27 protein-coding genes and 1 riboswitch are annotated in these 26,140 nt (G+C 59.5%); of the genes, 14 read left to right on the forward strand and 13 right to left on the reverse strand.

Annotated elements, in window-relative coordinates; translation table 11 throughout:
• The first annotated feature begins 128 nt into the window (after positions 1 to 128).
• The 5 genes from BN1241_RS06110 to BN1241_RS06130 all read left to right on the forward strand — a co-directional run bounded on the left by BN1241_RS06110 (position 129) and on the right by BN1241_RS06130 (position 7,548).
• Positions 129 to 1,484: a hypothetical protein gene (locus tag BN1241_RS06110; protein ID WP_054952787.1), complete on the forward strand. Its 1,356-nt coding sequence runs from the start codon at positions 129 to 131 to the stop codon at positions 1,482 to 1,484.
• Positions 1,485 to 1,505: 21 nt separating this feature from the next.
• Positions 1,506 to 3,368, forward strand: coding sequence for a type VII secretion integral membrane protein EccD (eccD, locus tag BN1241_RS06115; RefSeq protein WP_054952788.1), 1,863 nt, complete (start codon positions 1,506 to 1,508; stop codon positions 3,366 to 3,368).
• A gap of 3 nt (positions 3,369 to 3,371) precedes the next feature.
• The gene (eccB, locus tag BN1241_RS06120; RefSeq protein ID WP_054952789.1) at positions 3,372 to 4,721 is read left to right on the forward strand and encodes a type VII secretion protein EccB; all 1,350 of its coding nucleotides are present in this window, start codon (positions 3,372 to 3,374) and stop codon (positions 4,719 to 4,721) included.
• Positions 4,718 to 5,986 (forward strand): S8 family serine peptidase, encoded by a 1,269-nt coding sequence (locus tag BN1241_RS06125; RefSeq protein WP_054952790.1) that lies wholly within the window; start codon positions 4,718 to 4,720, stop codon positions 5,984 to 5,986. Before eccB ends, BN1241_RS06125 begins: the two co-directional genes overlap by 4 nt.
• A gap of 176 nt (positions 5,987 to 6,162) precedes the next feature.
• Positions 6,163 to 7,548: an FAD-dependent oxidoreductase gene (locus BN1241_RS06130; RefSeq protein ID WP_054952791.1), complete on the forward strand. Its 1,386-nt coding sequence runs from the start codon at positions 6,163 to 6,165 to the stop codon at positions 7,546 to 7,548.
• A 182-nt stretch (positions 7,549 to 7,730) separates the two neighbouring features.
• On the opposite strand, the gene BN1241_RS06135 is transcribed toward BN1241_RS06130, so the two are convergent.
• From BN1241_RS06135 to BN1241_RS12970, 6 genes are all read right to left on the reverse strand, one after another.
• Positions 7,731 to 8,477 (reverse strand): hypothetical protein, encoded by a 747-nt coding sequence (locus BN1241_RS06135; protein WP_054952792.1) that lies wholly within the window; start codon positions 8,475 to 8,477, stop codon positions 7,731 to 7,733.
• A gap of 91 nt (positions 8,478 to 8,568) precedes the next feature.
• Positions 8,569 to 8,715, reverse strand: a complete 147-nt coding sequence (locus BN1241_RS12965) for a hypothetical protein (RefSeq protein ID WP_187117606.1) — start codon at positions 8,713 to 8,715, stop codon at positions 8,569 to 8,571.
• Between the two features lie 79 nt (positions 8,716 to 8,794).
• Positions 8,795 to 10,243 (reverse strand): hypothetical protein, encoded by a 1,449-nt coding sequence (locus tag BN1241_RS06140; protein WP_054952793.1) that lies wholly within the window; start codon positions 10,241 to 10,243, stop codon positions 8,795 to 8,797.
• Between the two features lie 9 nt (positions 10,244 to 10,252).
• A complete protein-coding gene (locus BN1241_RS06145) occupies positions 10,253 to 10,657 on the reverse strand; it encodes a hypothetical protein (RefSeq protein ID WP_054952794.1) in 405 nt (134 codons plus the stop codon).
• A 62-nt stretch (positions 10,658 to 10,719) separates the two neighbouring features.
• Entirely contained in the window at positions 10,720 to 11,010 is a 291-nt protein-coding gene (locus BN1241_RS06150; protein WP_054952795.1) for a WXG100 family type VII secretion target, read from the reverse strand.
• A 33-nt stretch (positions 11,011 to 11,043) separates the two neighbouring features.
• Entirely contained in the window at positions 11,044 to 11,361 is a 318-nt protein-coding gene (locus BN1241_RS12970) for a WXG100 family type VII secretion target (protein ID WP_054952796.1), read from the reverse strand.
• Between the two features lie 272 nt (positions 11,362 to 11,633).
• On the opposite strand from BN1241_RS12970, the gene BN1241_RS12975 reads away from it, so the two are divergent.
• Complete coding sequence (locus BN1241_RS12975; RefSeq protein ID WP_187117607.1) at positions 11,634 to 12,662, forward strand: LPXTG cell wall anchor domain-containing protein; 1,029 nt, start codon at positions 11,634 to 11,636, stop codon at positions 12,660 to 12,662.
• Between the two features lie 40 nt (positions 12,663 to 12,702).
• Complete coding sequence (locus BN1241_RS06165) at positions 12,703 to 13,656, forward strand: ROK family glucokinase (RefSeq protein ID WP_054952797.1); 954 nt, start codon at positions 12,703 to 12,705, stop codon at positions 13,654 to 13,656.
• 132 nt (positions 13,657 to 13,788) lie between these two features.
• Here the strand turns inward: BN1241_RS06165 and BN1241_RS06170 are convergent, their stop codons facing one another.
• Entirely contained in the window at positions 13,789 to 14,997 is a 1,209-nt protein-coding gene (locus BN1241_RS06170; RefSeq protein ID WP_187117608.1) for an MFS transporter, read from the reverse strand.
• A 376-nt stretch (positions 14,998 to 15,373) separates the two neighbouring features.
• Here BN1241_RS06170 and BN1241_RS06175 point away from each other — a divergent pair, with 376 nt between their 5' ends.
• The 5 genes from BN1241_RS06175 to BN1241_RS06195 all read left to right on the forward strand — a co-directional run bounded on the left by BN1241_RS06175 (position 15,374) and on the right by BN1241_RS06195 (position 18,919).
• A complete protein-coding gene (locus tag BN1241_RS06175; RefSeq protein WP_054952799.1) occupies positions 15,374 to 16,111 on the forward strand; it encodes a hypothetical protein in 738 nt (245 codons plus the stop codon).
• Between the two features lie 148 nt (positions 16,112 to 16,259).
• On the forward strand, positions 16,260 to 16,802 hold the full coding sequence (locus tag BN1241_RS06180; protein ID WP_230198279.1) for a general stress protein: 543 nt from the start codon (positions 16,260 to 16,262) through the stop codon (positions 16,800 to 16,802).
• 81 nt (positions 16,803 to 16,883) lie between these two features.
• Positions 16,884 to 18,215, forward strand: a complete 1,332-nt coding sequence (locus BN1241_RS06185; RefSeq protein WP_054952800.1) for a DUF4921 family protein — start codon at positions 16,884 to 16,886, stop codon at positions 18,213 to 18,215.
• Between the two features lie 36 nt (positions 18,216 to 18,251).
• The gene (locus tag BN1241_RS06190) at positions 18,252 to 18,566 is read left to right on the forward strand and encodes a DMT family transporter (protein WP_054952801.1); all 315 of its coding nucleotides are present in this window, start codon (positions 18,252 to 18,254) and stop codon (positions 18,564 to 18,566) included.
• On the forward strand, positions 18,563 to 18,919 hold the full coding sequence (locus BN1241_RS06195; protein WP_054952802.1) for a DMT family transporter: 357 nt from the start codon (positions 18,563 to 18,565) through the stop codon (positions 18,917 to 18,919). The genes BN1241_RS06190 and BN1241_RS06195 overlap by 4 nt, the downstream gene beginning before the upstream one ends.
• A 76-nt stretch (positions 18,920 to 18,995) precedes the next feature.
• On the opposite strand, the gene BN1241_RS06200 is transcribed toward BN1241_RS06195, so the two are convergent.
• Entirely contained in the window at positions 18,996 to 19,667 is a 672-nt protein-coding gene (locus BN1241_RS06200; RefSeq protein ID WP_147599303.1) for a hypothetical protein, read from the reverse strand.
• A gap of 134 nt (positions 19,668 to 19,801) precedes the next feature.
• On the reverse strand, positions 19,802 to 20,494 hold the full coding sequence (locus BN1241_RS06210; protein WP_054952805.1) for a hypothetical protein: 693 nt from the start codon (positions 20,492 to 20,494) through the stop codon (positions 19,802 to 19,804).
• Between the two features lie 186 nt (positions 20,495 to 20,680).
• Between BN1241_RS06210 and BN1241_RS06215 the strand changes: the two genes are divergently transcribed.
• Entirely contained in the window at positions 20,681 to 21,496 is an 816-nt protein-coding gene (locus BN1241_RS06215) for a glycerophosphodiester phosphodiesterase family protein (RefSeq protein ID WP_187117609.1), read from the forward strand.
• An 82-nt stretch (positions 21,497 to 21,578) separates the two neighbouring features.
• Here the strand turns inward: BN1241_RS06215 and BN1241_RS06220 are convergent, their stop codons facing one another.
• Genes BN1241_RS06220 through BN1241_RS06230 form a run of 3 tightly spaced genes read right to left on the reverse strand, consistent with a single transcriptional unit; the run spans position 21,579 to position 25,014 of the window.
• Complete coding sequence (locus BN1241_RS06220) at positions 21,579 to 22,406, reverse strand: ABC transporter ATP-binding protein (protein WP_077138308.1); 828 nt, start codon at positions 22,404 to 22,406, stop codon at positions 21,579 to 21,581.
• Entirely contained in the window at positions 22,403 to 24,028 is a 1,626-nt protein-coding gene (locus tag BN1241_RS06225; RefSeq protein WP_054952807.1) for an ABC transporter permease, read from the reverse strand. The genes BN1241_RS06220 and BN1241_RS06225 overlap by 4 nt, the downstream gene beginning before the upstream one ends.
• Entirely contained in the window at positions 24,025 to 25,014 is a 990-nt protein-coding gene (locus BN1241_RS06230; RefSeq protein ID WP_230198280.1) for a thiamine ABC transporter substrate-binding protein, read from the reverse strand. Before BN1241_RS06230 ends, BN1241_RS06225 begins: the two co-directional genes overlap by 4 nt.
• A 46-nt stretch (positions 25,015 to 25,060) precedes the next feature.
• Positions 25,061 to 25,162: riboswitch (TPP riboswitch) on the reverse strand.
• A gap of 246 nt (positions 25,163 to 25,408) precedes the next feature.
• On the opposite strand from BN1241_RS06230, the gene BN1241_RS06235 reads away from it, so the two are divergent.
• The gene (locus tag BN1241_RS06235; protein ID WP_054953826.1) at positions 25,409 to 25,780 is read left to right on the forward strand and encodes a PH domain-containing protein; all 372 of its coding nucleotides are present in this window, start codon (positions 25,409 to 25,411) and stop codon (positions 25,778 to 25,780) included.
• A gap of 102 nt (positions 25,781 to 25,882) precedes the next feature.
• On the opposite strand, the gene BN1241_RS06240 is transcribed toward BN1241_RS06235, so the two are convergent.
• The gene (locus tag BN1241_RS06240) at positions 25,883 to 26,137 is read right to left on the reverse strand and encodes a DUF4235 domain-containing protein (RefSeq protein WP_054952808.1); all 255 of its coding nucleotides are present in this window, start codon (positions 26,135 to 26,137) and stop codon (positions 25,883 to 25,885) included.
• Positions 26,138 to 26,140 lie beyond the last annotated feature (3 nt).

The following is a 26,140-nucleotide window of genomic DNA, read 5'->3' on the forward strand; positions in this document are numbered from 1 at the left end:
AATTCCTTTGCGTTGTCCGTTTGGACACCGAAACACTTGATCAACTTCTGCACCGGTCAGGTTCATAGGTCATACTAGTGGTTGTCCGACGGTCATGTATTTTCAAACGGGAAGTGCGAGGAGAGGTGATGGCAGCTTCGAAAACAGTTTCGGACACGTCTCTGATCACGCTCATTCTCGATGACGGAAACACCCGGACCGACCTCGCATTCCCCACCGGAATCACCCTCAAAGAGGCCATGACCGCAGTCAACATCGGCACCCTTCGCCCGTTCACGATCACGGGCCGCCTCATGCGTCCAGGGGCGATCCTCGGACAGGACATCACCTCCGGTTCCCTCATTCTCCTGCGCCGCGAAGGCTGGGATGCAGAACCAACAATCACGCCGATCGACCACTCCGCTGAAGTGAGAGCATCGAATGTGACTGTGGCGCTTGCAATCTTGGCCATGGTCGCCGGTGTACTGACCGGCGTGTGGGCTCTTCTTGCCCGCACGTCTCTTCCCGCACCCGACACCTGGGGCTACTCCTCCCTACTCGGGGCGTTCGTCTTCCTTGCCGTGGTGCTGGCATGCCGGGGATCCGTGGGCAGGCCGCTCCTGGAAGCCGGCGGGCCAGCGGCCCTCATTTTCGCTGCCGCCTCGCTCTCAACGTTCGCGAATCCGGGCGATCACACGCATCAGCTGCTCATCATGTCTGCCCTCGGGATCGGTATAGTGTCTCTCGTTCGCTGGGTGGCGTGCGGGACGACAGCACCGGGGGTCCGGAACGTGTGCCTGGATCTTGCGGTTGCCTCACTCTTTATTGCCCTGCTCGATGTTGCCGTCATGGTGTCCGACCTCCCGATTGAGTTCACGGCCGCCATCATTTTCGGCCTGTGTCCTCCGCTCCTTGCCGCGATCTCGGGTTTCTCGATCCGGGTCTCATCCGATGTGCTCCTCGATTCCGAGTCCGTCATCCGCGAGGCTCCCGCCGTACGCAACTACTCTGCCTCTGTTAAGGATCCGGATGTGTCAGAGATCCTCACCATCTCGGTGGCACGCAATCAGCTGTGGACGTTCCTCACGTGCTTCGGGATGCTGGTCACGGCTCTGCCCATGTACAACCTTGTGGGAACGGAATCGTGGCGGAGCACCGTTGCCCTCATCTGCGTTCTCGCCGCAGCGCTCACCTGCCTGCTTGTCCCCCGCAAGTCCGCATCCCATTTTGTGCGCATTCTGCCCAGAATCACTGCCGCGCTCCTCATAGTTGGTCTTGCCCTGTCCGGGAAGCTCAGTACCGACCCGTTCGTCCTGGCAATCATTTTGCTGATCGTTGCGGCACTGTTCCTCGGGACCACGTTCTTATTGAAACCGGAACGCCAATTCTACGGTTTCTCTCGGATCGGCGATATTCTGCAATCCCTGTCCGTTGCTGCTTCTCTTCCGTTGGCGCTGGCCGCAGTCGGTGTCATCTCCCTGGTCCGAACTGGCGGTTTGGGCTAATGTCTCGCGTGAGGTTAGATCATGAATCCACCTGGTGACCGCAATTCGCGCCGTAACAAGCGGCGCGCACAGAAGTCGGGCAACATACCGCCCTACCAGAACCAGCCGTATCCGCCCCAGGGCGGACCGACCGGCGGTCCCAGCGTCCCCCATCAGGGCAACTACTCCCAGCAGGGTCAGTCCTGGCAGGGCCAAGGACAACCCGGCCAGCCTCATCCCGGTCAGCATCCCTCTCAGGGTGGGCAGGGACAGCAGTTTGGAGGCCAGGCTCCCTACGGTCAGGGCGGTTACGGCAACGAGCACATGCAGGGGCAGCAGCCGAATGGTCCGGGCCCTCAGGGCGGCTTCCCTTCACACTCTCAGGCGGAAGAAGACCCCTACGCCCACTCGGTTCCCGGTACGGGCTACCAGGCAGGTCAGGGCGGATCGGCTTCGACTGCCTACAGCCGCCAGCAGCTCGCTACTCCCCAGGAAGTTGGGGGACCCAATTCTCGGTCCGCTCCCGAAAGTGCGCTCTCGGCACCGGAGTCCTACGTGCCAGCCGAACCATCGGACGATCCGACAATTATCGGCACCCGGATTGCCTCCACCATTAATGAAGATCCGCGCTCCTTCCTCAGGGTCACGGTCATTCACGAGGACCGCAAGGGCGACCTGCTACTCCCGGGAAACATTCCGCTCGCAGAAATCCTGCCTTCACTCGTCCGCAAGTTCACGTCCCTCACCCCGCGCGGGGTGACCCGCGGCTTCATTCTCGTGGGTGTGGACGGCAAGACTCTGCAGCCCGGCCGTTCCCTGTTCGATCAGGATATTAAAGACGGGACAGTCCTCAGCCTCGCAACGCGGGTGAGTGAACGCGACAAGAGGTACGACGACATCGTTGAGGCCGTGGCCGATGCTGCGGAGGAAACGAACAAGCCGTGGACGGAACAGAACACGGCTACGACAGCCGTAGCCGCCACCGTCATCCTCACCCTCACGGCCCTTGCGCTCATGATCAAGGTCAGGCCCGAGGTGGGTATGGCAGTTCCGATCGTGGCCGGTGTCCTGTCACTCCTCCTGCTTGGACTGTCGTGGGTTCTGCAGCGCTCTGGTCGCGACTCCCACGCCGTCACGATCGCAATCCTTGCCGCGCTCTCGGCGGGAGCCACCGGTCTGACTCTCACGGAAGACCCCGTGATTGAACTACCCGCGGTCTTTGGTGGGCTGGGAATTGTGCTGCTGGCTGGGCTTGCCATGCCGCTCCTAAAGAAGGGCCGTGAGTTACTCACGATCCCGCTCGTTGTCGGGGCGATCATCGCCATTATCGGCGGGCTCTACATTGCCTTTGATTTCACGATCCCCGACGTGTCGGTCACGATTGCGGGTCTCGTTGGGATTGCGATCCTGACCGTTCCTCTCCTCACCCTGCGGATCTCGGGTCTCGATCGGGATCAGGACAGCATCGACACGAAGGAGACGAGGAAGCTCTACCAGCGCGGACATCGCCTCATGATGTCGTTCTGGATCAGCGCCGCCATCACCCTCCTCATCGTCGCGGTCCCCACGGTCCAGACAGGAACCTATGGGATTGCGGTCATGGCGCTCGCCACCCTGCTGCTTCTCATGGCAAGCCACAGGGCCTATGGCCTGACCGATGTGGCGATCCACTACCTGGGTGCGCTCGCTGTCTTCGTGGTCACGGCTGCCGCAATTCTCTTCACCTACCCCGACAAGTGGGCTTTCGTTGTCGTTGCGCTCCTGCTGGTGACGGTCGCGATTGCGGCCTTTGGTCTGGTGCTGGGGCGGACGTGGACATGGACGCGGAGGGTTGCCGACATCGTGGAGTATGCGGCCGTGATCCTCATCATTCCCGCCACCGTACTCGCTTTGGAACTCTGGTAGAAGATGGCTTCGACAAAGGATATTCTCTCCGCCCAACGCTTCAACCGGGCGCGGCTCATGACTGCCTTCCAGTCGGGTATGCCCGGCGGGAGGGAACTCACCCCCACCCGCCCGTGGGGCGGTCTCATCGGCGGCCTGCTGCTCACCCTTCTCCTATTTGGTATTTCCTGGGTCTCAACCCTGTTCGCCCCATCCCTGCCGGCAAACTGGGAGCACGGCTCCCTCATCACCGACGAGAACACCGGTGCACGCTACGTGTCGATTGAGGGCACCCTGCACCCGGTCATGAACGCCTCATCGGCCCATCTGCTGTTCCCAAATAATCTGACGATCGTCAGCGCAGGCTCCGAAGCCCTGTCAGAGGCCAACATAGGTGCCGAAGTGGGAATCTCGGGTGCCCCAGACCAGGTCCCAACCCCCGCCTCCGTTGCCGACCCCTCCCTGCTCACCTGCACTGCCACCGGCGGTTCCACGTGGACCGGGGTCAACACGGGCGACTGGGAAGAATCCGAGGATCGGGCCGTGCACGTGGTGAGCGAGGACCAGAACTACCTCGTGACGGGCGGTTACCGCTATCCGATAGGGAACGACACTCACTCTGCCGAGCAGATCCTCACCGCGCTCGGGCTGCCCGCTCACACCCCGAAGCAGGCCAACGCGACCTGGCTCAATGCCTTCCCGGAGGGCGAGGAGCTTGCGGCCCTGACCATTCCCGGCATCGGTGAATCCGCTGGCGCGATCCCCGGAGTGGGTGATGACGTGGCCGTTGGGACACTGCTGGAGGTGTCGGATACTGCGAACGCTGGAACCATCTACGTTGTGCACCAAGGTGGGAAGATCGAACGTCTCTCTCCCGTCATGATCCAGCTCTACTCCATTGGCGAGGGCGGCATCTATTCCAATCCCCTCCCGATCACGACCCGCGACCTGTCCCAGTTGCAGTTAGTCGACTCACCGAGCAAGGACTCCTGGCCGGAGACGATCGACGGACTGCTGGAGGAAGAAGAGGTTCCCTGCGGTTACCTTGCCGATTCCACCGATGGTGAGATCGAGTTCGTCGTGGGTAGGGAAATCCCCCGTGCGGATGCCATGACCGTGGAGGTCGCACCCCAGTCCGGTGCGATCCTGCGAACCCGCACCGAATCCGATCTTGGCTACACGTACCTTGTTGACGAGTCGGGAACCATGTACCAGCTCAACCTCGCAACCGAAACCCTCACGGCGTTTGGTTTGGAGGAGGCGGACATGCTGACCGTGCCACCCCAGTGGCGCGACCTCCTCTACGATGGCCCAGCCCTGTCCTCCTCGCGAGCATGGGCGACCGTGCCGGAAAGCTCTCAGGGTCAGCAGTGAGACGCAGGCTCGCAGCATCCGCCCTCGCCCTCACTCTCCTGTCGCCCGGCGTCGCCTTCGCAGCGCCGCAGGAGCGTGAGACATCCTTCAACGACATTTCCTGTCCCGCCGACCAGAACGACATCGACGAACCACCCTCGGGCAGGCTCTCCTACGACGTTCTCGGCATCAATGCCGCTCACCAGTTTTCTACCGGCAAAGGCATCCGCATCGGGCTCCTCGATTCCGGGGTGAACCCGAACCATGCCACCCTGCAGGGAGCAACGATCGAGGGTGGTGCGGACTTCACGGATTCGGACGGTGCCACAACCGATCACTTTGGTTCCGGCACCACGTATGCGTCGTACCTTGTCGGTAGCAGCGAGGGCCTCTACCCTGTCCGCGGGATCGCTCCCGATGCCACGATCGTTCCCATCAAGATCATGGACCGGGTTCCGGAGAACATGTCCGGAGAATACTTAGAACAAACGGCAGGCAGGCTCGCCGAGGGCATCAATTGGGCGATCGACAACGACCTCGACCTGGTGGTGACTGCGCTGGCATTGCCGCGCGGCTACGACCACCTGACCCAGGCCGTTGAACGAGCCCAGCAGGAAGGCCTCCTCATCATTGCCCCCGCCGGTGAACTCACCTCGGATGATGATGAGCCGGAAACCGAGGCGGACATGGCACGGTACCCCGCCTCCTACAACTCGGTCCTGTCCGTCACGGCAGTGAACCCCGATGGTTCTTCCGTCGACTCCATGCTCCGCACGCAATCGTTGGATATTGCGGCACCGGGTGGGAACGTACCGGGAGCAAGCAACGCGAACAACAACATGTTTTGTGTCGTGTCCAAGCAAGGCTCTTCCTCGCTCAATGCCGCCATCAACACCGCGGGAGTCGCGGCACTGGTCATGTCAGCCCACCCGGGCGAGAGCGCCGACATGATTGTGCACCGCCTCCAAATAACTGCCGTGCGTCCCACGGCAAGCCTCTACAATTCGGCCACGGGTTGGGGCATTATCGACTCCTCCGGTGCGATCAACTTTGTTGATGATGGGACCGCCCACGGCCCCCTCTCCCCCAATTTCGGTGAACAGATTGTTCCCGAGTTTGTTGGGCAGGATGTTCCCGATGTTGTTCCCGATCCGCAACGCATGACCAAGCCCCTCACGTGGGTGGGGCTTGCCGCGGGAGCAGCCATCGCCCTCGCTCTGCTTCTTGTTGCTGCGGGCAGATGGCGCAAGCAAACCGGCGAAGAAAAGAAGCAGGATAAGTCCTGATTCCGAGTGGCACGACCATTCCACTCACTCTCCGTCCCCAGCTCAGCCTCATTTTGTCCGACCACGGTTCCTCCCTTCCCCAACAACACACGGCTCTTCAGTGAGTTCCAAAGAGCATCAAAAAGCCGAAGTAACTGCGTGGATATTTCGCCGGTTTGCGGTTGACGAGCGGAGTAGTGTCGGTACCAGAAGGAAGGAGCATCATAAACTTTGCTGTCGCAGTTATTGGGTGGGGCAAGGGCGGAAAGACCATCGCCGGAACGCTTGCTCGAGCCGGCAAGAAAGTAGCGATGATCGAGCAGTCCGATCAGATGTATGGTGGCACCTGCATCAACATCGCCTGCGTCCCCACAAAGGCACTCATTCACTCCGCAGAAATCCGCACCAGTAACGACTTCAATCCCGAATACTTTGCTCGTAGCGTGGAGCGGCGCGACACCCTGACGGGGAAGATGAGGGACAAGAACTATGCGATGCTCGCAGACCTCGAGACCGTTGTTGTGTTCACCGGCCGAGCATCCTTCACCAGACCCACATCTCTCACCGTCACTGCCGGTGACGACGTCCTGGAACTCTCCGCGGACACAATCCTCATTAACAACGGTTCTGTTCCGATCATTCCCGATATTGCCGGTGCCGAGATCGGCGGGAGGATCCACACCTCCACCACGCTTCAGCACGCACCACTTCCCGAGCACCTGATCGTTGTGGGCGGCGGCCATATCGGACTCGAATTCGCCTCCATGTTCGCCATGTACGGCTCAGAGGTGACGGTTCTCGACAAGAACTCCCGACCGTTGCCGCGCGAGGATGAGGATGTGGCCGGTGAAGTCGTGCACGGTCTCCAGGGCAGCGGGGTCAGGATTGTTTCCGACGCTAACGTCCACCGAATCGACCAGTCCGAAGACTGCGTCACCATCCAATACGTGTGGAACGATCAGGAACAGCAGGTGCGCGGTGATGCCGTGCTCCTGGCCCTCGGTCGCACTCCAGCCACGGAAGGCCTCAACCTCGAAGCCGCCGGGATCGACACGACCGACCGCGGGGCAATCAAGGTCGACGAATACCTACGCACGAATGTCGAAGGTATCTATGCCCTCGGTGACGTCAACGGCGGCCCCCAGTTCACCTACATCTCCCTCGACGACAACCGGATCGTGACGGATCAGCTTCTTGGTGAAGGAAAGCGCTCCACCGAGGACCGCGTCGCTGTCCCCACCACGCTCTTCACCACGCCGCCACTATCCCGGGTCGGCATCACCGAATCCGAGGCACGCGCACATGGACTCAACGTCAAAGTGGCGGTGAAGAAGGTGGCTGACATTGCTGCCATGCCCCGCCCCAAGATCGTTGGTGATCCCCGCGGCATCATCAAGTTCGTGGTCGATGCCGAGATGGATCTCGTCCTTGGTGCCGCCCTGCACCATGTTGATTCGCACGAGGTCATCAACCTCATCGCACTCGCCATGAGATACAACGTGACATCAACCGAGCTCAAGAACTCGATCTTCACCCACCCCTCGTCCACCGAGGCCCTCAATGAAGTGCTCGGCATGATCTAAGAATTCGCTCTCTCACACAGAGAAACAACAGCCAAAAAGCAATAGAAAAATGTGTGAAGTGGGGTGAGGAGTGCACGACTGCACTCCTCACCCCACTTCATTCCTCAAGTCCCTATAGACTTCTATATCCCCGCCAGACGCTCGGGTAGGAGTACAAGCTGTGGGAAAAGTGCGATACCTGGTTACTTAGCGGGTTCGATCTGGAGCGTGTGAAGCAGGTCGGTGAGGTGCTGGGGCATAGGCTCTTCAGCGCTCCCATAGTGAACAAAGGCACCAAGGACCGTATCTTCGAGATCGGCAAACCAGTATTGGATTCGTGAGGTGCCAACCTGGGTGTTGGAAATGACGTCAAATCCGACGAATTCGACTCCGTCAATCGTGATCGGATCCAGCATGGTCAGGTCCTGGTAGACGGCTGAGTTTGCGGCATAGGAGTCGTACATGGATTGCATCGTTGTCGCAGCATCCACGCCCAGGTCCTGGTCGGTGAGGATGATGGACTCAAGCGGGAAATCACCCGTCCCGCCCTTCATCATCGTAATGAGATCAAAGTCCGTAATCGCTTCCTCAACACCGAAAACTTCCCAATCCTCGGGAACATCGATCGTCAGCTGAGTCTGGCCCTTCAGGGTCGTTGCACTGAAAGTCCCGTCGGCATCCTGTGCTTCGGAACCGTTGTCCGTACTCAACTTTTCCTCGGAAGGCTGCTCCGATTCCGTGGTTTGCTCTTCGGTTGCCTGATCGGTCGGTTCTGTCACGTCAGTCTCCTCGGCCGTGGGTTCCGCCCCATCCTTATCAGGCTCGGTCGCATCCGTTTCCTGCTCGGTCACCGTTTCGGTCAGCTCCTCCGGATGATCTTCACCATCGCCACACGCAACGAGCAGTGATAGGCACGCAAGCACGGCTCCGAGTTTTGTCAACGAAACCACGTTTACTCCTTTAAACAATCGTCGACCTATGAAAGGTCTCGTCACAGAAGAGGGGTGCGGAACGATGATCGTCCCGCACCCCCAATGCTTCCTAGTCGAGGTCGGGTTCTCGCTGACCGCCCTCAATAAATGTCACGGTCGAATCTCCGGCCAACTCTGTTGCCGAATACGTATCGATCGCGATCGGATCCTGATTGTCCTTCTTGCCGCCGCGACCAGAGACTGGACGCCCCATCATGCCGCGGCCTGCGGACTTACCGGTGCCGGAGGTTGCCTGCCTGGGTGCGGTGACTCCCCCGCGCCCGGTTGCTGCTGACCTACCGACAGCGGCCCTGCCGGTAGAGCCGGCCTTGGTCGTGGCGGACTTTGCCTGGGCGCCCTTGGCCGTGCTTGCCGAGCGAGCTGCTGCGGGGCGCCCTGCACCGGTCGCTCCACGAGCAGGATTTGCTCCGGAGGCGGTGCGAGCACCCGCTCCCTTGGCGGCGGATGCGCCACCGCTGGCTCTTATACACCTCTGCACATCTAGATTGGGATAAGAGACAGGATCCGGTCGCGCCACGTGCAGGATTTGCTCCGGAGGCGGTGCGAGCACCCGCTCCCTTGGCGGCGGATGCGCCACCGCGTGCCGGGGTTGCAGCCCTGGTAGCAGCACCCTGGCCGGGGCGAGGTGCGAGGCCGCTCTTGGAGGTAGCGGCACTTGCCCGGGTAGCAGCACCGGATCGGGCACCTGCTCGAGGAGCGGCACCTGTTCGAGGCGTTGCGCCGCGTGCCGGATTGGCCGCGGAAGCACCGCGGGCAGTTGCACCGCGAGCATTGCCGGAGATGGCCTGGGAGGCACGGCTGACGGCCTTGGCCATGGCTGGCAGAGCCGCCGCACCGGCAGCTGCCTTTGCCACACCGAATCCGCCATTCTGGGTCGGTTCGAAAGGTGCGGCGTTTGCAACAAAGCCATCGTGGGGAGTGACGTTCGGGGTTACTTGCGCGGTGGCCTGTGAAGTCTGGAACTGGTTGTTCACCGGGGCCGCCACTTCCTGTCCCACGGCACCCGGGTTCGGGGTTGCCTGGAAGCTGGCCTGTGTTGCGGGTTCAAAGGTGCCTTGAGGGGTTGCGGGACTGGCGTTGTAGCTCGCGCGGGAGCCAGCGTTCATTGGCTGGCTGGGATCGGGTTGCTGAGGCATCCAGTTCGTCGCACTGTTCCGGATCGTTGCGGGCGAGAGAGTGGAGTGCGGGGTCGAGTTGCCCTTGGCCGGGGACCTGTTGGCGCTATGACTACTTCCGGAACCCTGAGAGACCGGGTCGGAGCTCTGAAAAACTGTTGGTAGCTCACCGATTGCCTGGCTGGTTTGAATACCAAGAGCCGCGATCGCACCGTTCGCCTCAATTTCCAGACGCTGGTACAGCATTTCGCCCGCGGTCATCGTCGCCGCATCCGGGCTCATCATCATGGCTCTTGCCGTCTCAACTTGAGGGCCGAGTGTAGCGGCCCTCTTAGCAGCCGTGTCACCACCGCGAGTTGCCGTGTTACGAGCATCGGATAGCTGGTTGACGTTGTCGGCTCGTTCTCGGATCTGCTCGACGAGAACGGTCAATGACTCGTCAATGGCGTCGGCCGTGTTGCCCACGATCCCCATGTTGGCGATGAGCGCCTGGAGGCGTCCGGCAATATCTTCCAGGTCACGCTTGACAGACCGGTACTGAGCGGTGTTGCTGTATGCCTGCCCCGCATTAAAAGGCTTAACAATTAACAGGTCTTCAATGGCACCCAAGGTGATCTCCTAGACAGGTGTGGCGTATGGGCCGTTGAGCGGATTCATGGTCTGCTGCGGCGAAACAACGTCATCGATCGAATCAATTGATTCATCGAGAGACTCAAGATCATCCGTGATTTTCGTAAGATCCTCAGCCGAGATCATGTCGGCTTCGATCAGCTGCTGCCGAGCAGCGTGCAGATCGATTGCGAGGTTTTCGAATGATCCGCGAATATTGTTGAATGCCTCTACGAGGTCGTTCACGACGCTATTCTCGGGGCTTTCAAATTTGTTCAAAGCGTTTTGCGCGGTCCAGTGGTCACTGAGAACACTCTGGAGGCGTGCCTGTGCCTGGCCGAAGTCATCGGCAATATCGATGAGTTCATTTATCTGCGACCCGAACACATCCGGGTCGAAGCTGACGATTGCCATGTCAGTCCTTTCTTCCACAAAAAGGTGTGCCGTAAGGGTCCCTTACGGCACACCTACCAAAATTAGATGGCGTAGAAGCGGTTCGCGGAAGAGTTATCGGTGCCGCTCATGTTCTCAGCCGAGTCACCAACCTGGTTGGAGCCCTGCACGAAGATGGCGTTCAGCTCAGCAGCATTGCGGTCCCAGGCTGCCTGCGACTGGTAGTAGGCGGCGGATGCGTTACCGACGAAGCGTTCGATCAGGGGCTGGATCTGGGCACCAAGCTCCTCGAGAATATCGTCAATCTGGGTTGCACCCTTGTTCATGTCGGCCTGGCCGGTGGAGAGTGCTTCAAGGTCGTAACGAATGTTCATGTCTAAATCTCCTAAAAGTTTCCGGTTGATGGCTTATTCGACTGTCGCAGTCAGGGAGTTGAAGGTCGAACCAGCGTCCGAGTCCGTGCTCTGGAAGTCGGCCGAGGTCGCACCGAGCGAGCCTTCAAACTGGTCAAGAATTCCCATGAGGCTGGTGAACTTCGCGTTCCATGCGCTCTGGAAGCTAGCAAAGGAATTCGAGCCCTCACCGTGCCAGTTCGCGCGCCAACCATCAATCTCGCTCGAGACGCGAGTGTTTTCTGCGCGGAGTGAGGTACGAGCAGTTTCTACGTACGTCTTGATCGCCAGAATTGCGCCGTCTTCGTCCTGAATCTGTCCTGGAGTCGCCATTGTTACATTCCTTTCGGGATGACGAGTAACTTGCCACCGTAGTGGTGACCCGAGGCGGGCCTGGTCACTACTCTTGCACAGGCACCCCACCCTCGCACCAGCTGAAATTGGATTGTTCACCCCAAGTTCACCAAGCCCTTGACGCAATCCGATATCCTCAAGACGCACATTTATGTGAAAATAGGACATCGTTACGGTTGATGTGTTCACGTAGAAATTCAATCCCGACAAACCGGGACAAACGTTATTATTTCGTCTCTGGAGAGAGTTACATGACCAGCAGAAAAGCGCGCATCGGCGGGGTTTCCCTCGCAGCGATTGCACTGAGTTTGGGGGCCGCACCAGCCTTCGCAGATACCCCCGTTTCAGGGGCCGATGAGGAGCTCATTGCCTCCGTTGTCTACCTCGCCGAGACCGGCCAGGTGACTCTGTCAGGAAACGAACAGGCTCTCCTCGACGAAATTCAGGTTGGGGAGTTCACCCCAGAAGAGGATTCACTGACTGGTTCTGAGCGTCAGATCCTCATCTCCATCCAGGATCGTTCGAACGACGTCCAGGCCGATGAGGATCTGGCAGAGCCGGACCCCACGGACCCCGATCCGGAGAATCCCGAGAATCCATCCGAGCCAGATCCTGAAGATCCCCAGGACCCCTCAGATCCGGACCCCACCGATCCCGAGGAACCGATCGAACCTGATCCGACCGATCCCGAGGACCCCACGGACCCGGCAGACCCAACAGATCCGACGGACCCCACCGATCCGACTGACCCAACAGATCCGACGGACCCCACCGATCCGACTGACCCAACAGATCCCACGGACCCAACCGACCCGACCGATCCGACTGACCCAACAGATCCCACGGACCCAACCGACCCGGGAGAAGAGGGTTCAGAGGAGCCGGGTCAGGGCGGTTCAAACAACGAGGACAATGGTGGTAACCAGGGGAACTCCGGAAGCCAGGGCAATGGTGGTAACCAGAGTGGCCGCGGCAATCAGGGAACCCCAGGAAACCAGACCAATCCGGGTAGCCAGAGCAATCCCGGTGGCCGTGTTCAGGGATCAGGTTCAGGTTCGATTGGCGGTAGCCTCCTGAACATCAACCGTGCGTACGGCACCAACTCGATCATTCCCCGTCAGGCGATCAACGAACCCGCACCCGCCCCGGTTCCAGTTGCAGAGCAACTGCCCCTCACGGGTAGCTCGGTCGAATACCAGGCGGCTCTTGCTGCCGGGCTGATCGTGGCAGGCGCCGGGACGATGTATGTTTCCCGTCGTAAAGGCAAGCACGCTAAGTAAACACCGCACCTGAATCGATTGAACGTGGGACTATGTCGTTATGGGTCTTGCACTTGGAATCGATGTTGGTGGCACGAAGGTTGCCGCCGGTGTAGTTGATGAGGCCGGGCAGATTATTGCCCGGCTTCGTCGTCCCAGCCCCGCCGCAAACGCACAGTCTGTCGTTGACACGATGATTGACATGGCACGTGAACTCGCAGCCTCCCATGACATCGCTTCGATTGGTGTCGGTGCGGCGGGCTACGTGGATGAGAACGGTCGGATTGTTCGCTTTGGTCCGAACATGGCCTGGGAGAATGAACCACTCGCGGACAAGATTGAGGCCGCCCTTGGTCTCCCTACTCGGGTCGAGAACGATGCGAACGCCGCAGCGTGGGGAGAATTCAAATTTGGGGCCGCTGCCGAAGCTAACTCCATTGTCTTCATCACGCTAGGCACGGGCGTGGGTGGCGGAATCATTATCGGTGGTGAACTGTTTCGTGGTTCCACCGGCTCCGGGGGCGAGATTGGGCACGTCACAGTCGTACCCGGCGGCGCCAAGTGCGGCTGCGGCCTGCTTGGCTGCTGGGAGCAGTATGCTTCCGGAGGGGCGCTCGTCAGAGCCGCAAAGGAAGAAGCACAGCTCAACCCGCAGTTCGCACAAACACTTCTCAGCCTGGTCGATGGTGACCCGGATCGAATGACCGGCTACACGGTGACGCAGGCGGCCGAATTGCAGTGCAGTGCGGCAATCAAGGCCGTTAACTCTCTCGCCATGTACTCGGGACGTGCGCTATCGGACCTTGCACGAATACTTGATCCGGAGATGTTTGTTTTGGCGGGCGGGATTTCCGAAGCTGGTGAGATCGTCAGGAAGCCCATCGAAGAGGCACTGCATGCTCATGTGAAGGACGCTGCCGCATTCACTCCCACACCGGTCCGAACAGCCCAATTGGGTAACAGGGCCGGCATGATCGGGGCAGCAGACCTCAGCCGAACAGCATTGCAAAGCTAGATAAGCTGTGGGACTTGGAACTTGGAGAAAGCTAACTCCGTCGTGGGGATTGGAATGGGCTCTCACAAGTTTTGACTGCTTTGCGCAACTAAAGCGCAGTTCCTTCCGGAACCTCTCCTACCCTGGCTCCTGTTATTGGTCCTGGTTATCTGGCTTGCTGTATCCGCCGCGGGTTGCCCCGCGCACGGGAATCCAGGCAAAGGTTGCGAGAATGAGGATGATTCCCGAAACCGCGAAAGCGAAGCTGTAGCCCAGGTGGTCCGCGAGGAGGCCGGCGAGGGGCGGGCCAACGATCTGCCCGATGTCTCCCGCCATCTGAAATGTCGAAACGACCTTGCCGCCGGGCCGCCCATCCAGCACATCCGCAACAGCACCCTGTTCGCCCGGCTGGATCAAGCCGGCACCCAGGCCAGCAAAGAGACAGACGGCAACCAGGAATACGGGGTTGTCGAGTTGGCCGAAGATGATGGTGAACAAGCCGGATATGAGGAGGCCAGGGACAATGACGGTCATGCGACCGTACCGATCAGACCAGCTTCCCCCAACCAGCAACGCCAGGGCTGTACCGATAGCACCTGCGGTTAAGGCGGCGCCGGAAACCCAGTCATCAAATCCAACGGCAACGCCCGTGGCGAGGGGGATCATGGTGAGCCGCACACCCATGTTTGTCCACGCGTGCGAAAATCCGGTGACCAGCACGGCCCGGTACGTGGGTGAGGTCAGTGCTTCCTTCACGGTCATCGGCTCAATCAGAGGAGCATCCGGGGTCGCTTCAGCTCTCTTTGCTTCGGGCAGTGCAATGAGGATGACGAGGAAGGCCAGGAATAGCGTGCCGGCATAGATAAAGAACGGGAGTCTCATTCCCCACACGGCAAGAAGTGAGCCGATTGATGGGCCAAGAATATTGCCGAGCAGGAATGTAGAGCCATAGAGGGCGGAGGCCCGCCCGCGCTGATTCGGGGGCGAGAGCTTGATGATGAGGGACATGGCAGAAACGCTGAAAACAATCGAGCCAATCCCTCCCATGCCGCGCAGAATCAGGAGTTGCACATAGTTTTGGGCAAAACCACTCGCCAGAGAGGAGACCGCCACAACGAGCAGTCCCACCATGTACATTTTTCGCTCACCGAACTGGTCGATGAGCTTTCCGCCGGGCGTGGCAAACAGGAGCCTCATGCCGGCAAACACCGAGGTCAGGGCGCTGGCGGCGGTGATGGAGACATCGAAGGAGCGAGCGAACTGGGGCATGATCGGGGCGACAATCCCGTACCCGAGTGCCACAAAGAGTGCTGCCCCAACAAGAACCCAGATTTCTCCGGGTAATTTCTGCTTCTGCTCCAACAATCCTCACTTCAGTCCGGCATCATTCTACGGAACATGATCAAGCCGGTGGCACCTTCGTGACTCCCCGCACAGCCCCACAGAAGTGGCGTTGGAGCCCCACAGAAGTGGCGTTGGCAGGCCGTAGAACGGCTCCCCAGCAGTCCACTGTCACCACGTGGGAACTTCCCCAGTAGATTTTCAAGGGCAATTCAATCGGCTGAGGACTCATGTCCACTTTCTGCTTTGAACTAACAGGAAGTGACTATTCCACACTCTTTTAAGTGGATCTGGGTAGCGGTAACCAGGTTTCATCAGGATTGAGGTTCTTTAAGGTGCTAGTTTCTACCGCATGGACTGCCGCATCGAAAGCGGTCCCGAATTATGGAGAAGAGCAATGAAGAAATCCATCCTTCGCACGACTGTACTGGGATGCGTGCTGGCGCTGACGCTGGCCGCCTGTGGCGGTGACGGTGACGACACTGAGACCACGGAAGAAACCTCGGCCGCAGAAGAGGTCGACGAGACCGAATCGGAGACTGAGGCCGACGAGCCTGAAGAGGACGAGGCGACCGAAACGGAAGAGTCTGACGAGACTGAGAGTATTGGCACCGAGGAACCGGAGGAGAGCGAATCCGGGGACGCTGCGGAGGACGCCGACGAGGGTTCGGAGTCTTCCGTGAGCGGCACTCCTGTTGAGATCAACGCCGAGTTCGTTGACGAAGAAACGAGCGACAAGATCACGATCGTGCAGGCGCTACGTGACGTTCCTTCCGAACGCGACTCGGTCTACATCGAGGAGGGCGGAGAAGTTGTCTACATCGAGGTGCAGATCGAGGCAGGCTCGGACTTCGGTGGCTCCATTTCCTCCAACGACTTCTATATCCAGTACGACGGTGAAGAGGACCGCGCGAAGGGTGTCCTTCGTGACGAGATCTCAGCCCAGGGTCTCGAACCGTTCGAGAACTTCTCCCGCCGTGATGGCAGCTCTGAATCACTGTGGCTCGCTTTCACGATCGAGGGCGAAAGGGCAGATACCTACACGGGTGTGTACGTACGCCCGGAAACAAAGATCCTCGGTGAGGACCAGGTTCTTCCCGAGTTCCGCTCAGAGTTCACCATCCCCGCTCCCTAATTCCGTCTCAAACGCCACCGGCTCAGTTATGGGAAATTTGTGGCCCGGGAAGCACGTGCGTCCCGGGCCTTCCCACCCCCACGCGCTCCCAGCAATCTTCCAGTCAACGTAAACATGGAATACAGTCACGATTCTTAAAGTGTGGGGTATGGACGACATGAATGGCACCCCTGAAAGCACCAACACTGGACTTGAGCATTCGCAAGGCGGCGCCTACGACTCAAACAACGGTGGTTACGAGTCAAACAGCCGCACCTCCACCATCAACTATCGGGTCCTGACCTCGGTCAGGTCATACCCGGAAGCACAGCACCACGTGGACACGTTGTCCGATGCTGGGTTCCCGGTTGAGAACGTCCGCATTGTCGGCCTTGGGCTCGAAACGGTCGAGCAGGTAACGGGACGCAAGACAACCCGCAAAGCCGCCGTTCGCGGGGCTCTCGGTGGGGCCTGGTTCGGACTGTTCCTCGGCCTGATCTTCTCGATTTTCGCTCCCGTTGTTGCCTGGCGGGTCATTCTCTTCTCGATCGTTCTTGGCGGCATCTTCGGTGCCATCAGCGGCGGCATCGAGCACGCCTCCCAAGGCGGGCGCCGCGACTTCAGCACGATCGCAACAACGCGCGCTTCCACCTACGAGATCCACGTCGTCTCGGGCCTGGTCGATGAGGCTGCACAAATCCTGCGCCTCTAACACCCCATAAACAAGTGGCCAGCATCCGGGTTTTTCTGCCTCCTTCCCGGATGCTAGTCACTTAACGTATACGCTGGATACATGGCACAGACTCAATTCTCCCAAGCCGCACCGCTGACAAAAATGGCTGACGGAACGGTGAAACAGGTTAATCCTTTTTCGGGAACAGAGGTCTGGACGGTTCCGGGTCGAGCCAATCGTCCACTCACTGTCGCAAACCCGGACCCCACCCCCATCAACCCTGAAAAGCACGGGCAGCACTGCGTTTTCTGCACCCAGAGGGTCCTTGAATCACCTCCCGAGAAGACCAGGATCGTTCGTAAGGAAAACGGGCACAAGATCATTGCCTCGACCTCGGTGGACGACTTGACGAGGCCCTGGGAGTTCCGCCGGGTACCCAATCTTTTTGAGATTCTGTCCTTCGACTATTGGCGCAAGAACTACGGCCACGAACTCCCCAGAGAAGCGGCTGAACGCCGAGACCGCTACATCACCGACCCCGCTGGGAAAGCCCACGTGCTCAAGGTCCTCCAAACCAAGGCCGCAGCCTCCGGCATCGACTATGACGACTGGATCCAGATCCCAGAATCACAGCGGCTCGCCGAGGCTGACGCGTTCTTTGGGGGCGGTCACGACGTCATCATCTCTCGCCGCCACTTCATTGATGGAGCGGAAATGACAAACCAGCTTGCTGGCTCCGGAACGCTCACTCCCACCGAGCACGAATGGTATATGAGGTTGACGATTGAGGCCATGAGGGACCTGTATGCGTCCAATCGCTACGTCCGCTACGTTCAGGCCTTCCAGAACTGGCTGAAGCCGGCCGGCGCTTCCTTCGATCATCTGCACAAGCAGCTGGTCGCGATCGATCAGCGTTCCGGCAACACCAACCACGAGATCTCAAGGGTCCGGGCAAATCCCAACGTGTATAACGAGATGGCGGTGGACTACGCGGGCTACCAAAACCTTATTGTTGCCGAAAACCGCTATGCCGTTGCTTTCGCTGGCTTCGGCCACCGTTATCCCACCCTCGAGGTGTTCTCAAAGTCGGCGGAGCCGGCCCCTTGGTTGCAGTCCTCCGAAGAACAGCGTGGCATGTCCGATCTGCTCCACGCCATGCATGTCGCCACCGGCCCACTCATTGCCACGAACGAAGAATGGCATCACCGCCCCATCGACGTTGACATGCCGATGCCCTGGCGCATCATGCTCAAGTGGCGCGTATCGACCCTGGCTGGGTTCGAGGGTGGCTCCAAGATCTACGTCAACACGATTGACCCCTGGTCACTACGCGACCGCGTCGTCCCGAAGCTCCTGGAGGCTCGCGCCAACGGCGAGATTGCTTCGTCGATCAACATTGCGACCGAGTGCACCTTCAAGGTCAATTCGCTCCGTTACAATCCCTACCTCTAGCCCACCTCGAGTTTCAGAAAGTCACGATCAACACCGGTGGATTGGTTCGTTCTCATTTCCTCAGGCCTGTTTGAGGCCGTGTGGGCAACAGCCCTCGGCCGTTCCAACGGCCTCCGCAAACTAGGCCCCTCGGTCGTCTTCGTCGTCGCCTCGATCATTTCCCTTGCCGGATTGGCGTGGGCAATGAAAACCATCCCGACGGGCACGGCTTACGCCGTGTGGACCGCGACCGGTGCGGTCACGACCGCCGCGTGGGCACTCATCACGCGCACCGAAAAAGCCACCTTGGTGAAGATCCTCTGCCTGCTCGGAATAGTTGCGTGCGTGGTGGGATTGAAGGTGACGTCATGAACCCGTGGCTGACCCTTATCATTTCCGGCCTCCTCGAGGCCGTGTGGGCCACTGCCCTCGGCGAGTCCCACGGACTATCTATCCTTACGCCAACCCTGGTTTTCCTCGTCGCGCTTGTCGCTTCCACGATTGGCTTGGCGATCGCCATGAAGTCGATTCCGACCGCGACGGCCTACGCGGTGTGGACGGGCATCGGAGCAAGCCTGACTGTCGTGTGGGCAATGATCACCGGTAGTGAGCCCTTCTCGGCTCTTCGAATCACCCTCATCGCCATCCTCATCGCCTGTATCGTCGGGCTGAAATTCAGTGAGGATGGCGAGAGCCGGGAAAGCTCGCCCGACAACGCTCCGTAACGAATCCGCAGCTCCCCTGTCCGGGGGTTAAAAAGTTGAGGAGCACGTAAAATTATTGCTCCTGCTACGAAGGTATTTACCGCGCCGGGGGCGGGGTCGTCCCGTAGTCTTCCCACACGAAGGCGGGGACGCGCTCACGGAACTCTCGGGCGATCTCGAGGTAGTGGTCAAGCTCCTCGTATTCGAGTTTTCCTTCGTCGTAGATGTACAGCCAGCCTTCGCCAAGCATGAAGTTCTTATCCCGATGCGTCATGAACCACTGCTGCATCTGCTGGTCGAGGAGTGCGTGCACGAAACGCGGGTCACTGCCCGAGAGCTTCCATGCTTCGTTGAACTGCTCCCATTCGGTCTTCAGATCCCGGTTAAATATGTTGTTGAAGAAGTTCTCTTTCTGGATGCGAACCTCATGGACGTTGAGTCGGCACGGGATCATGGCGACCTTGCGGTAGTAGGTTCGGCTACTGCGGTTCTTTCCAGAACCCGTTGTCACTGTCCACCGGGCTGTTCCCGCGAGGAAAGGCATTCCTTCTTTCTCACCTTCGAACACCATGGAGAATCGTCTACTCTCATGTCCTCCCTGGACTGCAGCCACAACTTGCTTGGCGAGGCTGGGATAGGACGGGTGATAGCTGTAGCCCTGAAGAGCGGCAAGCCGCTGGTTCTCCTCATTCTTTTTCTTCTGGAGATAGTTGCTGAAGACGGCGATACCGATCACCGCGATCAGTATGATGACAAGCGTTACTTCCATGACCCATCCTTTGCTCGACGGTTCAACATGATGTCACACATGGGAGTCTTGGAGAGTGTTTTCTGGGGGTACCCCTACCCCGCCACTCGGTCAACGAGCATTGGGCACAACGGGCAGAAACAGATCAATTAGCGTCAAGCGGGCCAGTTGCTGTTCGAATTACCTCGGTAGTCATCCCTGAGGAATGGTGCAATCCGCTGGTCAAACTCGTCAAGGGTGGTGAGCATGTCGCCAATGTCCTTGTGCGAGAGTGCGCCCGGCCGGAAGACGGCGACGATGCCGTCGTGGATCCCGAACAGGTAGTTCGGCTTCGTCATGAACCATTCTTGAACGGAAGGACTAAGGAGTGCGAGCGCAAACTTGTCATTGTCGCTCTTCACGTACCAGGCGTTGTTAAATTCCGCCCACTCGGTTTGGATGCCACTGCCCTGGAAGAGCCGGATGCCACCGCTCGGCATCATGACAAAGCTCTGAACGTTGAGCGGGATCTGCCTTGCAACAACCTTTCTGTTGTGCACATCGATCGATGAGTCTTCACCGACCCCGTTCGTTGTCGACCATTCAGCCGTCCCAGCCAGGTAGCTCTTTCCGCTGTGTTCACCTTCGAATACTCCCTCGAACTTGCTGCTGCTATCGGCGGTTCCGTCGATGAGGGTCACGATCGATTCAGCCAGCTCGGGCAGGCTCCGATGGTAGGTGAGGCCATGCTGCTGTGCCTCTTCCTCAAGTCTCTCGTGCCGCCTCCTGCCACTCATGCGCAAGGCAATGGGGATGCCGATGAGAATGAGGACAACGATGGCAATGATAATGAATTCTGAGGTGCTCACGGGTGCTCCTTACTCCCTGCGACCAGTGTAGACATGGGAACCGAAAGGGAGATGAATCTTCGGTAGTGCCTGATATGAAGCGGCCGGTCACCGTTCGGTGAAGTTCATCCATCACCCAGTTAAACAGTTCGTAACCGTTTGCCGACACTCGTTCTCTTCCTGGCACTCTCAACCTACACTGGGGGCGTGAGCTTACCTTCGGTGCTGCATCCTTCCTCCGCCCCCGGTCAGGTCCTGCCGTGGCAGCCGGGAGATGCTCCACTCGTCATTGCCCACCGAGGTGGAGCAAGTCTGGCTCCCGAAAACACTCTCGCGGCTTTCGATCAGGCAGTCCGTATGGGATCCACCATGCTGGAAACGGATGTTCAGATCACGGCCGATGGTGTGGCAGTGGCCTTCCACGATGAAACGCTCGACCGGGTGACGGACATGACCGGCGAGATTCGTGCCTACACACTCGACGAGTTGCGGCGAGCAACCGTGTACGGGCCCGGGGGCCAGACCGGCAGAATCCCAACCATTGCCGAGCTGCTCGATGCCTTCCCACGGGTGCCGTGGGCGATTGATTTGAAGAATGGGGATTCGATCGTCCCGCTCGCTCAGGCGATCAACCAAACGGGAAGTGCCGATCGGGTGTGTGTCGCACATTCGTGGGATGCGTGGCTGGAACGAGTACGTGAGCTCACGTCCCCGAGCCTGCAACGTTCGCTGGGCTGGCAGAGCCTCGCGATCCTCGTGGCCTGTGCCAAGACCGGCATCGCCCCGCCCACCAATCTCGTGACCGGCTCCTGGGTTCACATCGGGTGGCGTCCCGGCGGCATCACCCTCATGAAATCCAAGAAGTTCTCCGACCACCTCATCACGATGTGCCACGACCTGGGTCTCGGTGTGAGGGTGTGGACGATCAACAAGGAGAAGCGCATGAAGAGGCTTCTCGATCAGGGCGTGGACGGCATCTTCACGGACCGTCCTGACATACTCCTCAAGCTCCTTCGGTCCTGACCGTCACCATAGATTCATTGCCGGCACGGTTTTCGCGCTGGCAGAGGTTCAGTGCTGGCAGGGATTCAGCGTTGCCTAGGGCCTAGTTCTGTCCAAGAGCCTTGATTCGAAGCCTCACACTGTCGGATTGGATGGCGCCGGGGATTGCGAGCTTCTGTGGAAGAGAAACGACTGTTTCAAAGTCCGACGATTCAATGACTCGTGCCTCAATGACCTGGTTGCTTCCCAGGAATCCGGTGACCTCGGGGGTGGGATGAGCAAGAAGCTCCGCGGGGGTGTCCACCTGTTCGAGCTTGCCTTCTGACATGATCCCCACCCTGTCAGCCACGGTGAATGCCTCGTCGTGGTCGTGGGTGACGTAGATGGCGGTGGCTCCTGCCGCGGTCAGGATGCTCCTCAAATCGTTCGAGAGTCTTTCTCGCAGCACCCGGTCGAGTGCCGAAAGTGGTTCATCGAGCAGGAGGACGCTGGGACGGGGGGCAAGGGAGCGAGCAAGGGCAACGCGTTGGGCTTGACCACCGGACAGGGTCGTGACGGGGCGTTCCCCCATCCCCACCAAGCCAACCAGTTCCAGCAGTTCATCAACTCGGGCACGAATCTTGGTCTTGGACTGCCCCTTGAGCCCGTAAGCAATATTTCCTACCACGGTTCGGTGAGTGAAAAGCTGAGCATCCTGGAACACCATCCCCACGTTCCGTCGGTGCACCGGAACTCCGGCCAGTGATCGACCATCCACCTCGATAATGCCACTTGCAGGTTCGAGGCCGGCAATTCCCCGCAGGAGGGATGATTTACCGCACCCGGACGGTCCGAGGAGGGCGAGGATCTCGCCTGTTTGAACAGTGAGGCTCACGTTATCGACGGCGACGGTGTCTCCGTAGGTGACGGTCACGTTTTCTAGGCTGATCACTGTGGGTCCTTTCGTGCGGCCTCTGCGACCGCCATGATCGTTGCCGCGAGCAGCGCCAGCACGACTGCTCCCGCCATCGCCATCCCATAATTGTGTTCACCAGGGCGACCAAGCAGCCGGACGATGATGACGGGCAGGGTTTGATTATCGGGGCGGGCCAGGAACGATGTGGCACCAAATTCCCCAAGGGACGTGGCGAACGCGAAACCGATTGCGACACCGATGCCGCGCACCAGGAATGGTCCGTCGATCGTGGCGAGAACCCGCCACGGGGGCGCACCGAGGGTGGCGGCGGCTTCTCTCCGGCCGGGGGTGATGGCCTGCAGGGTGGGTGTCAGGGAGCGCACCACGAGGGGGAGTGCGACAACGGCTTGGGCGATGGGAATGAGCAGCGGAGAATTGCGCAGGTCAAGGGGCGGGGAATCGAGTGCGATCGAGAAACCAAATCCGACCGTCACGGCACTCACCCCCAAAGGCAGCAGGATGGCTCCCGAGAGTGCCTCCTGTCCGCGGCGAAGAGGGCCACGGACATGGCGCGACAGGACGAGCGACAGTGGCACACCGATGAGGAGGGATATGGCCGTGGCGGCGAGTCCAATGACGAGGGAATTGGTGATTGCCTCGTGGACGGTGGCACCTCCCGCAAAGCCCTCACCCGATGTTGCGAGCAAAGAATAGTTTTTTAAGCTCCACTCCCCATCAACCTGAAGCGATCTCGTGACGAGGGTGAGGATAGGGGTGGTGATGAGGGTAATGATGACGATTGCGGTCAGTACAGCAACCGGAATGTCGCCCTTCGTGAAGGGGGTGACGTGACGTCCCCTCAGGTTGAGTCTCGTTGCGGCTTTCTTGGACAGTTTCTCGCTGACAATCAGGGTGCAGATGACGATGACGACCTGCAGGATCGACAGCACCGCAGCCGTCTTGACGTCAAGATAGGCCTGGGCTTGCCGCCAAATCTCCGTCTCCAGCGTCCCATATCCGGGAGATCCGAGAGTACGGATCAGTCCGTAGCTGGTCGAGCAAAAGAGGAAGACAATGGCTCCGGCTGAGGCTATGGCCGGGGCAAGCTGGGGAAGAGTGACGGTCCAGAACGCTCGGGCCCGGGATGCTCCAAGAGTGCGTGCGGCCTGCACGACCCGCGGGTCGAGGCTCTGCCACATGCTTCCCACAGTCCTCACAACAACCGCATAGTTGAAGTAGACGAGGGCCAGAACAACGGCCGTGAGGGTCTCGTCCAGTCCGAGGAAACCAAGGGGACCTCCCCTGCCGAGCAGTGCGCGGAAGGCAACACCAACGACAACGGTAGGCAGGACGAACGGGATCGTTGCCAGTGCGCGCGCGGCCCGCTGTAGGGGGAATTTGATTCGGTAAAGGACGTAGGCTCCCGGAACCCCAAGAAGGATTGCGCCGGCCGTGCCGAGGGTTGCCTGGATGAGGGTCTGCCCCACGACCTTCCAGGTTGTGGAATTCGTGAGGACGGTACGGATGTGGCCCGTTTCCACCCCCTCATCCCACACTCCCAACATAAGCATTGAGAGTGTGGGATAGAGGAAGAAGACCGCGAGAAACGCTACCGGAACAATGACGGCGGCGGTCCAGGCTCCCCGCCAGAGTCTCACGGAAGGTCAGCGAAGGTATCGAGCCAGGCTGCTCGATCGATCGTTTCGGGATCGACGACGATCGGGGTGTCCGACAGGCTCGCAACCTGCTGCCACTCTTCCGGGAGCGCCACCGAATCGTCAACTGGATACATGTACATGGATTCGGGGAGGCCCTCCTGGACTCCCTCGCTCAGCATGAAGTCAATGAATGCCTGAGCACCCTCCGAGTTCTGACCACCCTTGACGACACCCGCGTATTCGACCTGACGGACGCACGTGTCAGGCATGTACGTGGTGCCCGGTGCCGCGGCAGGGCTGGATGAGTAGGAGAGAACGAGCGGGTAAGGGCCTTCTCCGCCTGCTGCTGAGAAGTCAGCATAGTAGGCATCCGACCAGCCGCTCGATACTCTCGCCCCACCGCTCAGCAGGTCGCCCCAGAAGGCCGGCCAGTCGTCACCGTAAACGGTGGCCGTGGCCGCGAGGAAGGCGAATCCGGGTGAGGACGCAGCGGGGTCGATGACGGCCAGCAGTTCAGCGTATTCGGGCTGACGCAGGTCGTCGAGCTCAGCTGGTGCGTCGATCCCGTGTTGTTCAAACCAGGCGGTGTCAACGTTGACGCACACGTCCCCCTGGTCGATCGGGGTCAGCCGCTCGTCCACCACCAGTTGCTTAGCTGATTCGGGCAGGCTGTCCGAGGTGTAGGGGTCGAGAACATCGTCCTCGAGGACGGTGCCAACAATGAACGTGTCGAGTCCGTACACGCCATCGGCCACCGGATTGTCCTTGTTCAGAATGAGCTGGTTGACGAGCACCCCACCATCGCCCGGGGCGATGGTTTGCAGTTCGTATCCGGACTCTTCTTCAAACTGGGCGATCTGTTCCTCGCTCAGAACAAACGAGTCGTGGGTCAAGATCGTGACGGTTGTGGCTTCCTCATCCGAATCCGATGAGCCGCATGCTGCGAGCAGTGACGCGACCGCCACCATTCCCACAATCTTCTTCATGTGTTCCTCCATGTCTGGAGGGGAAAGACTCTGCCATGAGGCGGAGTCCGAGAGAATCCCGACTTCCTTCGCCGGTCCTAACCGGGCAGGTTCGAGGGTCTGCATGGTCATGCACTCTCAGCGCCGTGGCGCTCCCCTGTCGTATTCCCCATGGTAGGCCAAGAGAGCACCGAGTGACACATCCGTACAGGTCGTGGACACCGAAAACTAGATCAGTATCGACCTTTCAGCACGGGCCACAGCACGGTCAGGCCCATATATTTCTCCATATTCCTTCCACCTACTGACCGGTTTTGTTGTTTCTGCCTACCTGGATTTATCTTGATCCTGTGCGTCGCTGTCGACGTGTGCCGCACGGGTGCGTCAGGAACAATGAACCACTGTGGAGGACCAAATGGGGTTCAGTTCGATTGTGGAATGGACGCTGTATGTGGAGATTCCGATCCCCAATGATGTGAATGAGCTTCTCATTCGTGGCGAGCAGGCGCACGCCGCCTACAAGACGTTCCGGGATGCTGCGATCTTCACGTCGAAGCGCCTCATTATTCGGGATGCTCAAGGTATCCGCGGGAGCAAGGTCGAGATCTATTCAATCCCCAATTCCTCCATCAACATGTGGTCAACGGAGAACTCGGGATCGCTGGACTACAATGCCGAAGTCCAGCTCTGGACCCGTGCCGGTCATATCAAGATCAACCTGTCTCGCAAGGTCGATGTTCGCCGCTTCGACTGGATAATCGCCAACTCCGTCCTCGGCAACGACTAACCACTCACTAGCCTGCTCACGTGGGAGACGATGGGTGTGTCCCGACCATTGAATGGTCGGGACACAGGAGCACAGGTCATGCCTGTTTAACGATTGTTGCGGTTACGCGGAGACGGACTTGGCTCCCCTGCCGTACATCTGGCTTGCCTTCCTCATGACGAGGTTGTGGATGAGGGTGCGGGTTGCGCCTGCCACCACCGAGAACACCACGACCTCGAGGAGGTTTGATTCAAAGTCGTCTTCGTCGGGCGCGTTGTGTCCAGTGGCGAACTGCCAGCTCTTCTCGACGACCTGCTTTGCGAGCAGGCCAGCAACGAGGCCTCCACCGGTGCTAATAATTTTCCATCCAATATCCATACC

The organism is Flaviflexus massiliensis (assembly GCF_001375495.1).
Taxonomy (GTDB): Bacteria; Actinomycetota; Actinomycetes; order Actinomycetales; family Actinomycetaceae; genus Flaviflexus; species Flaviflexus massiliensis.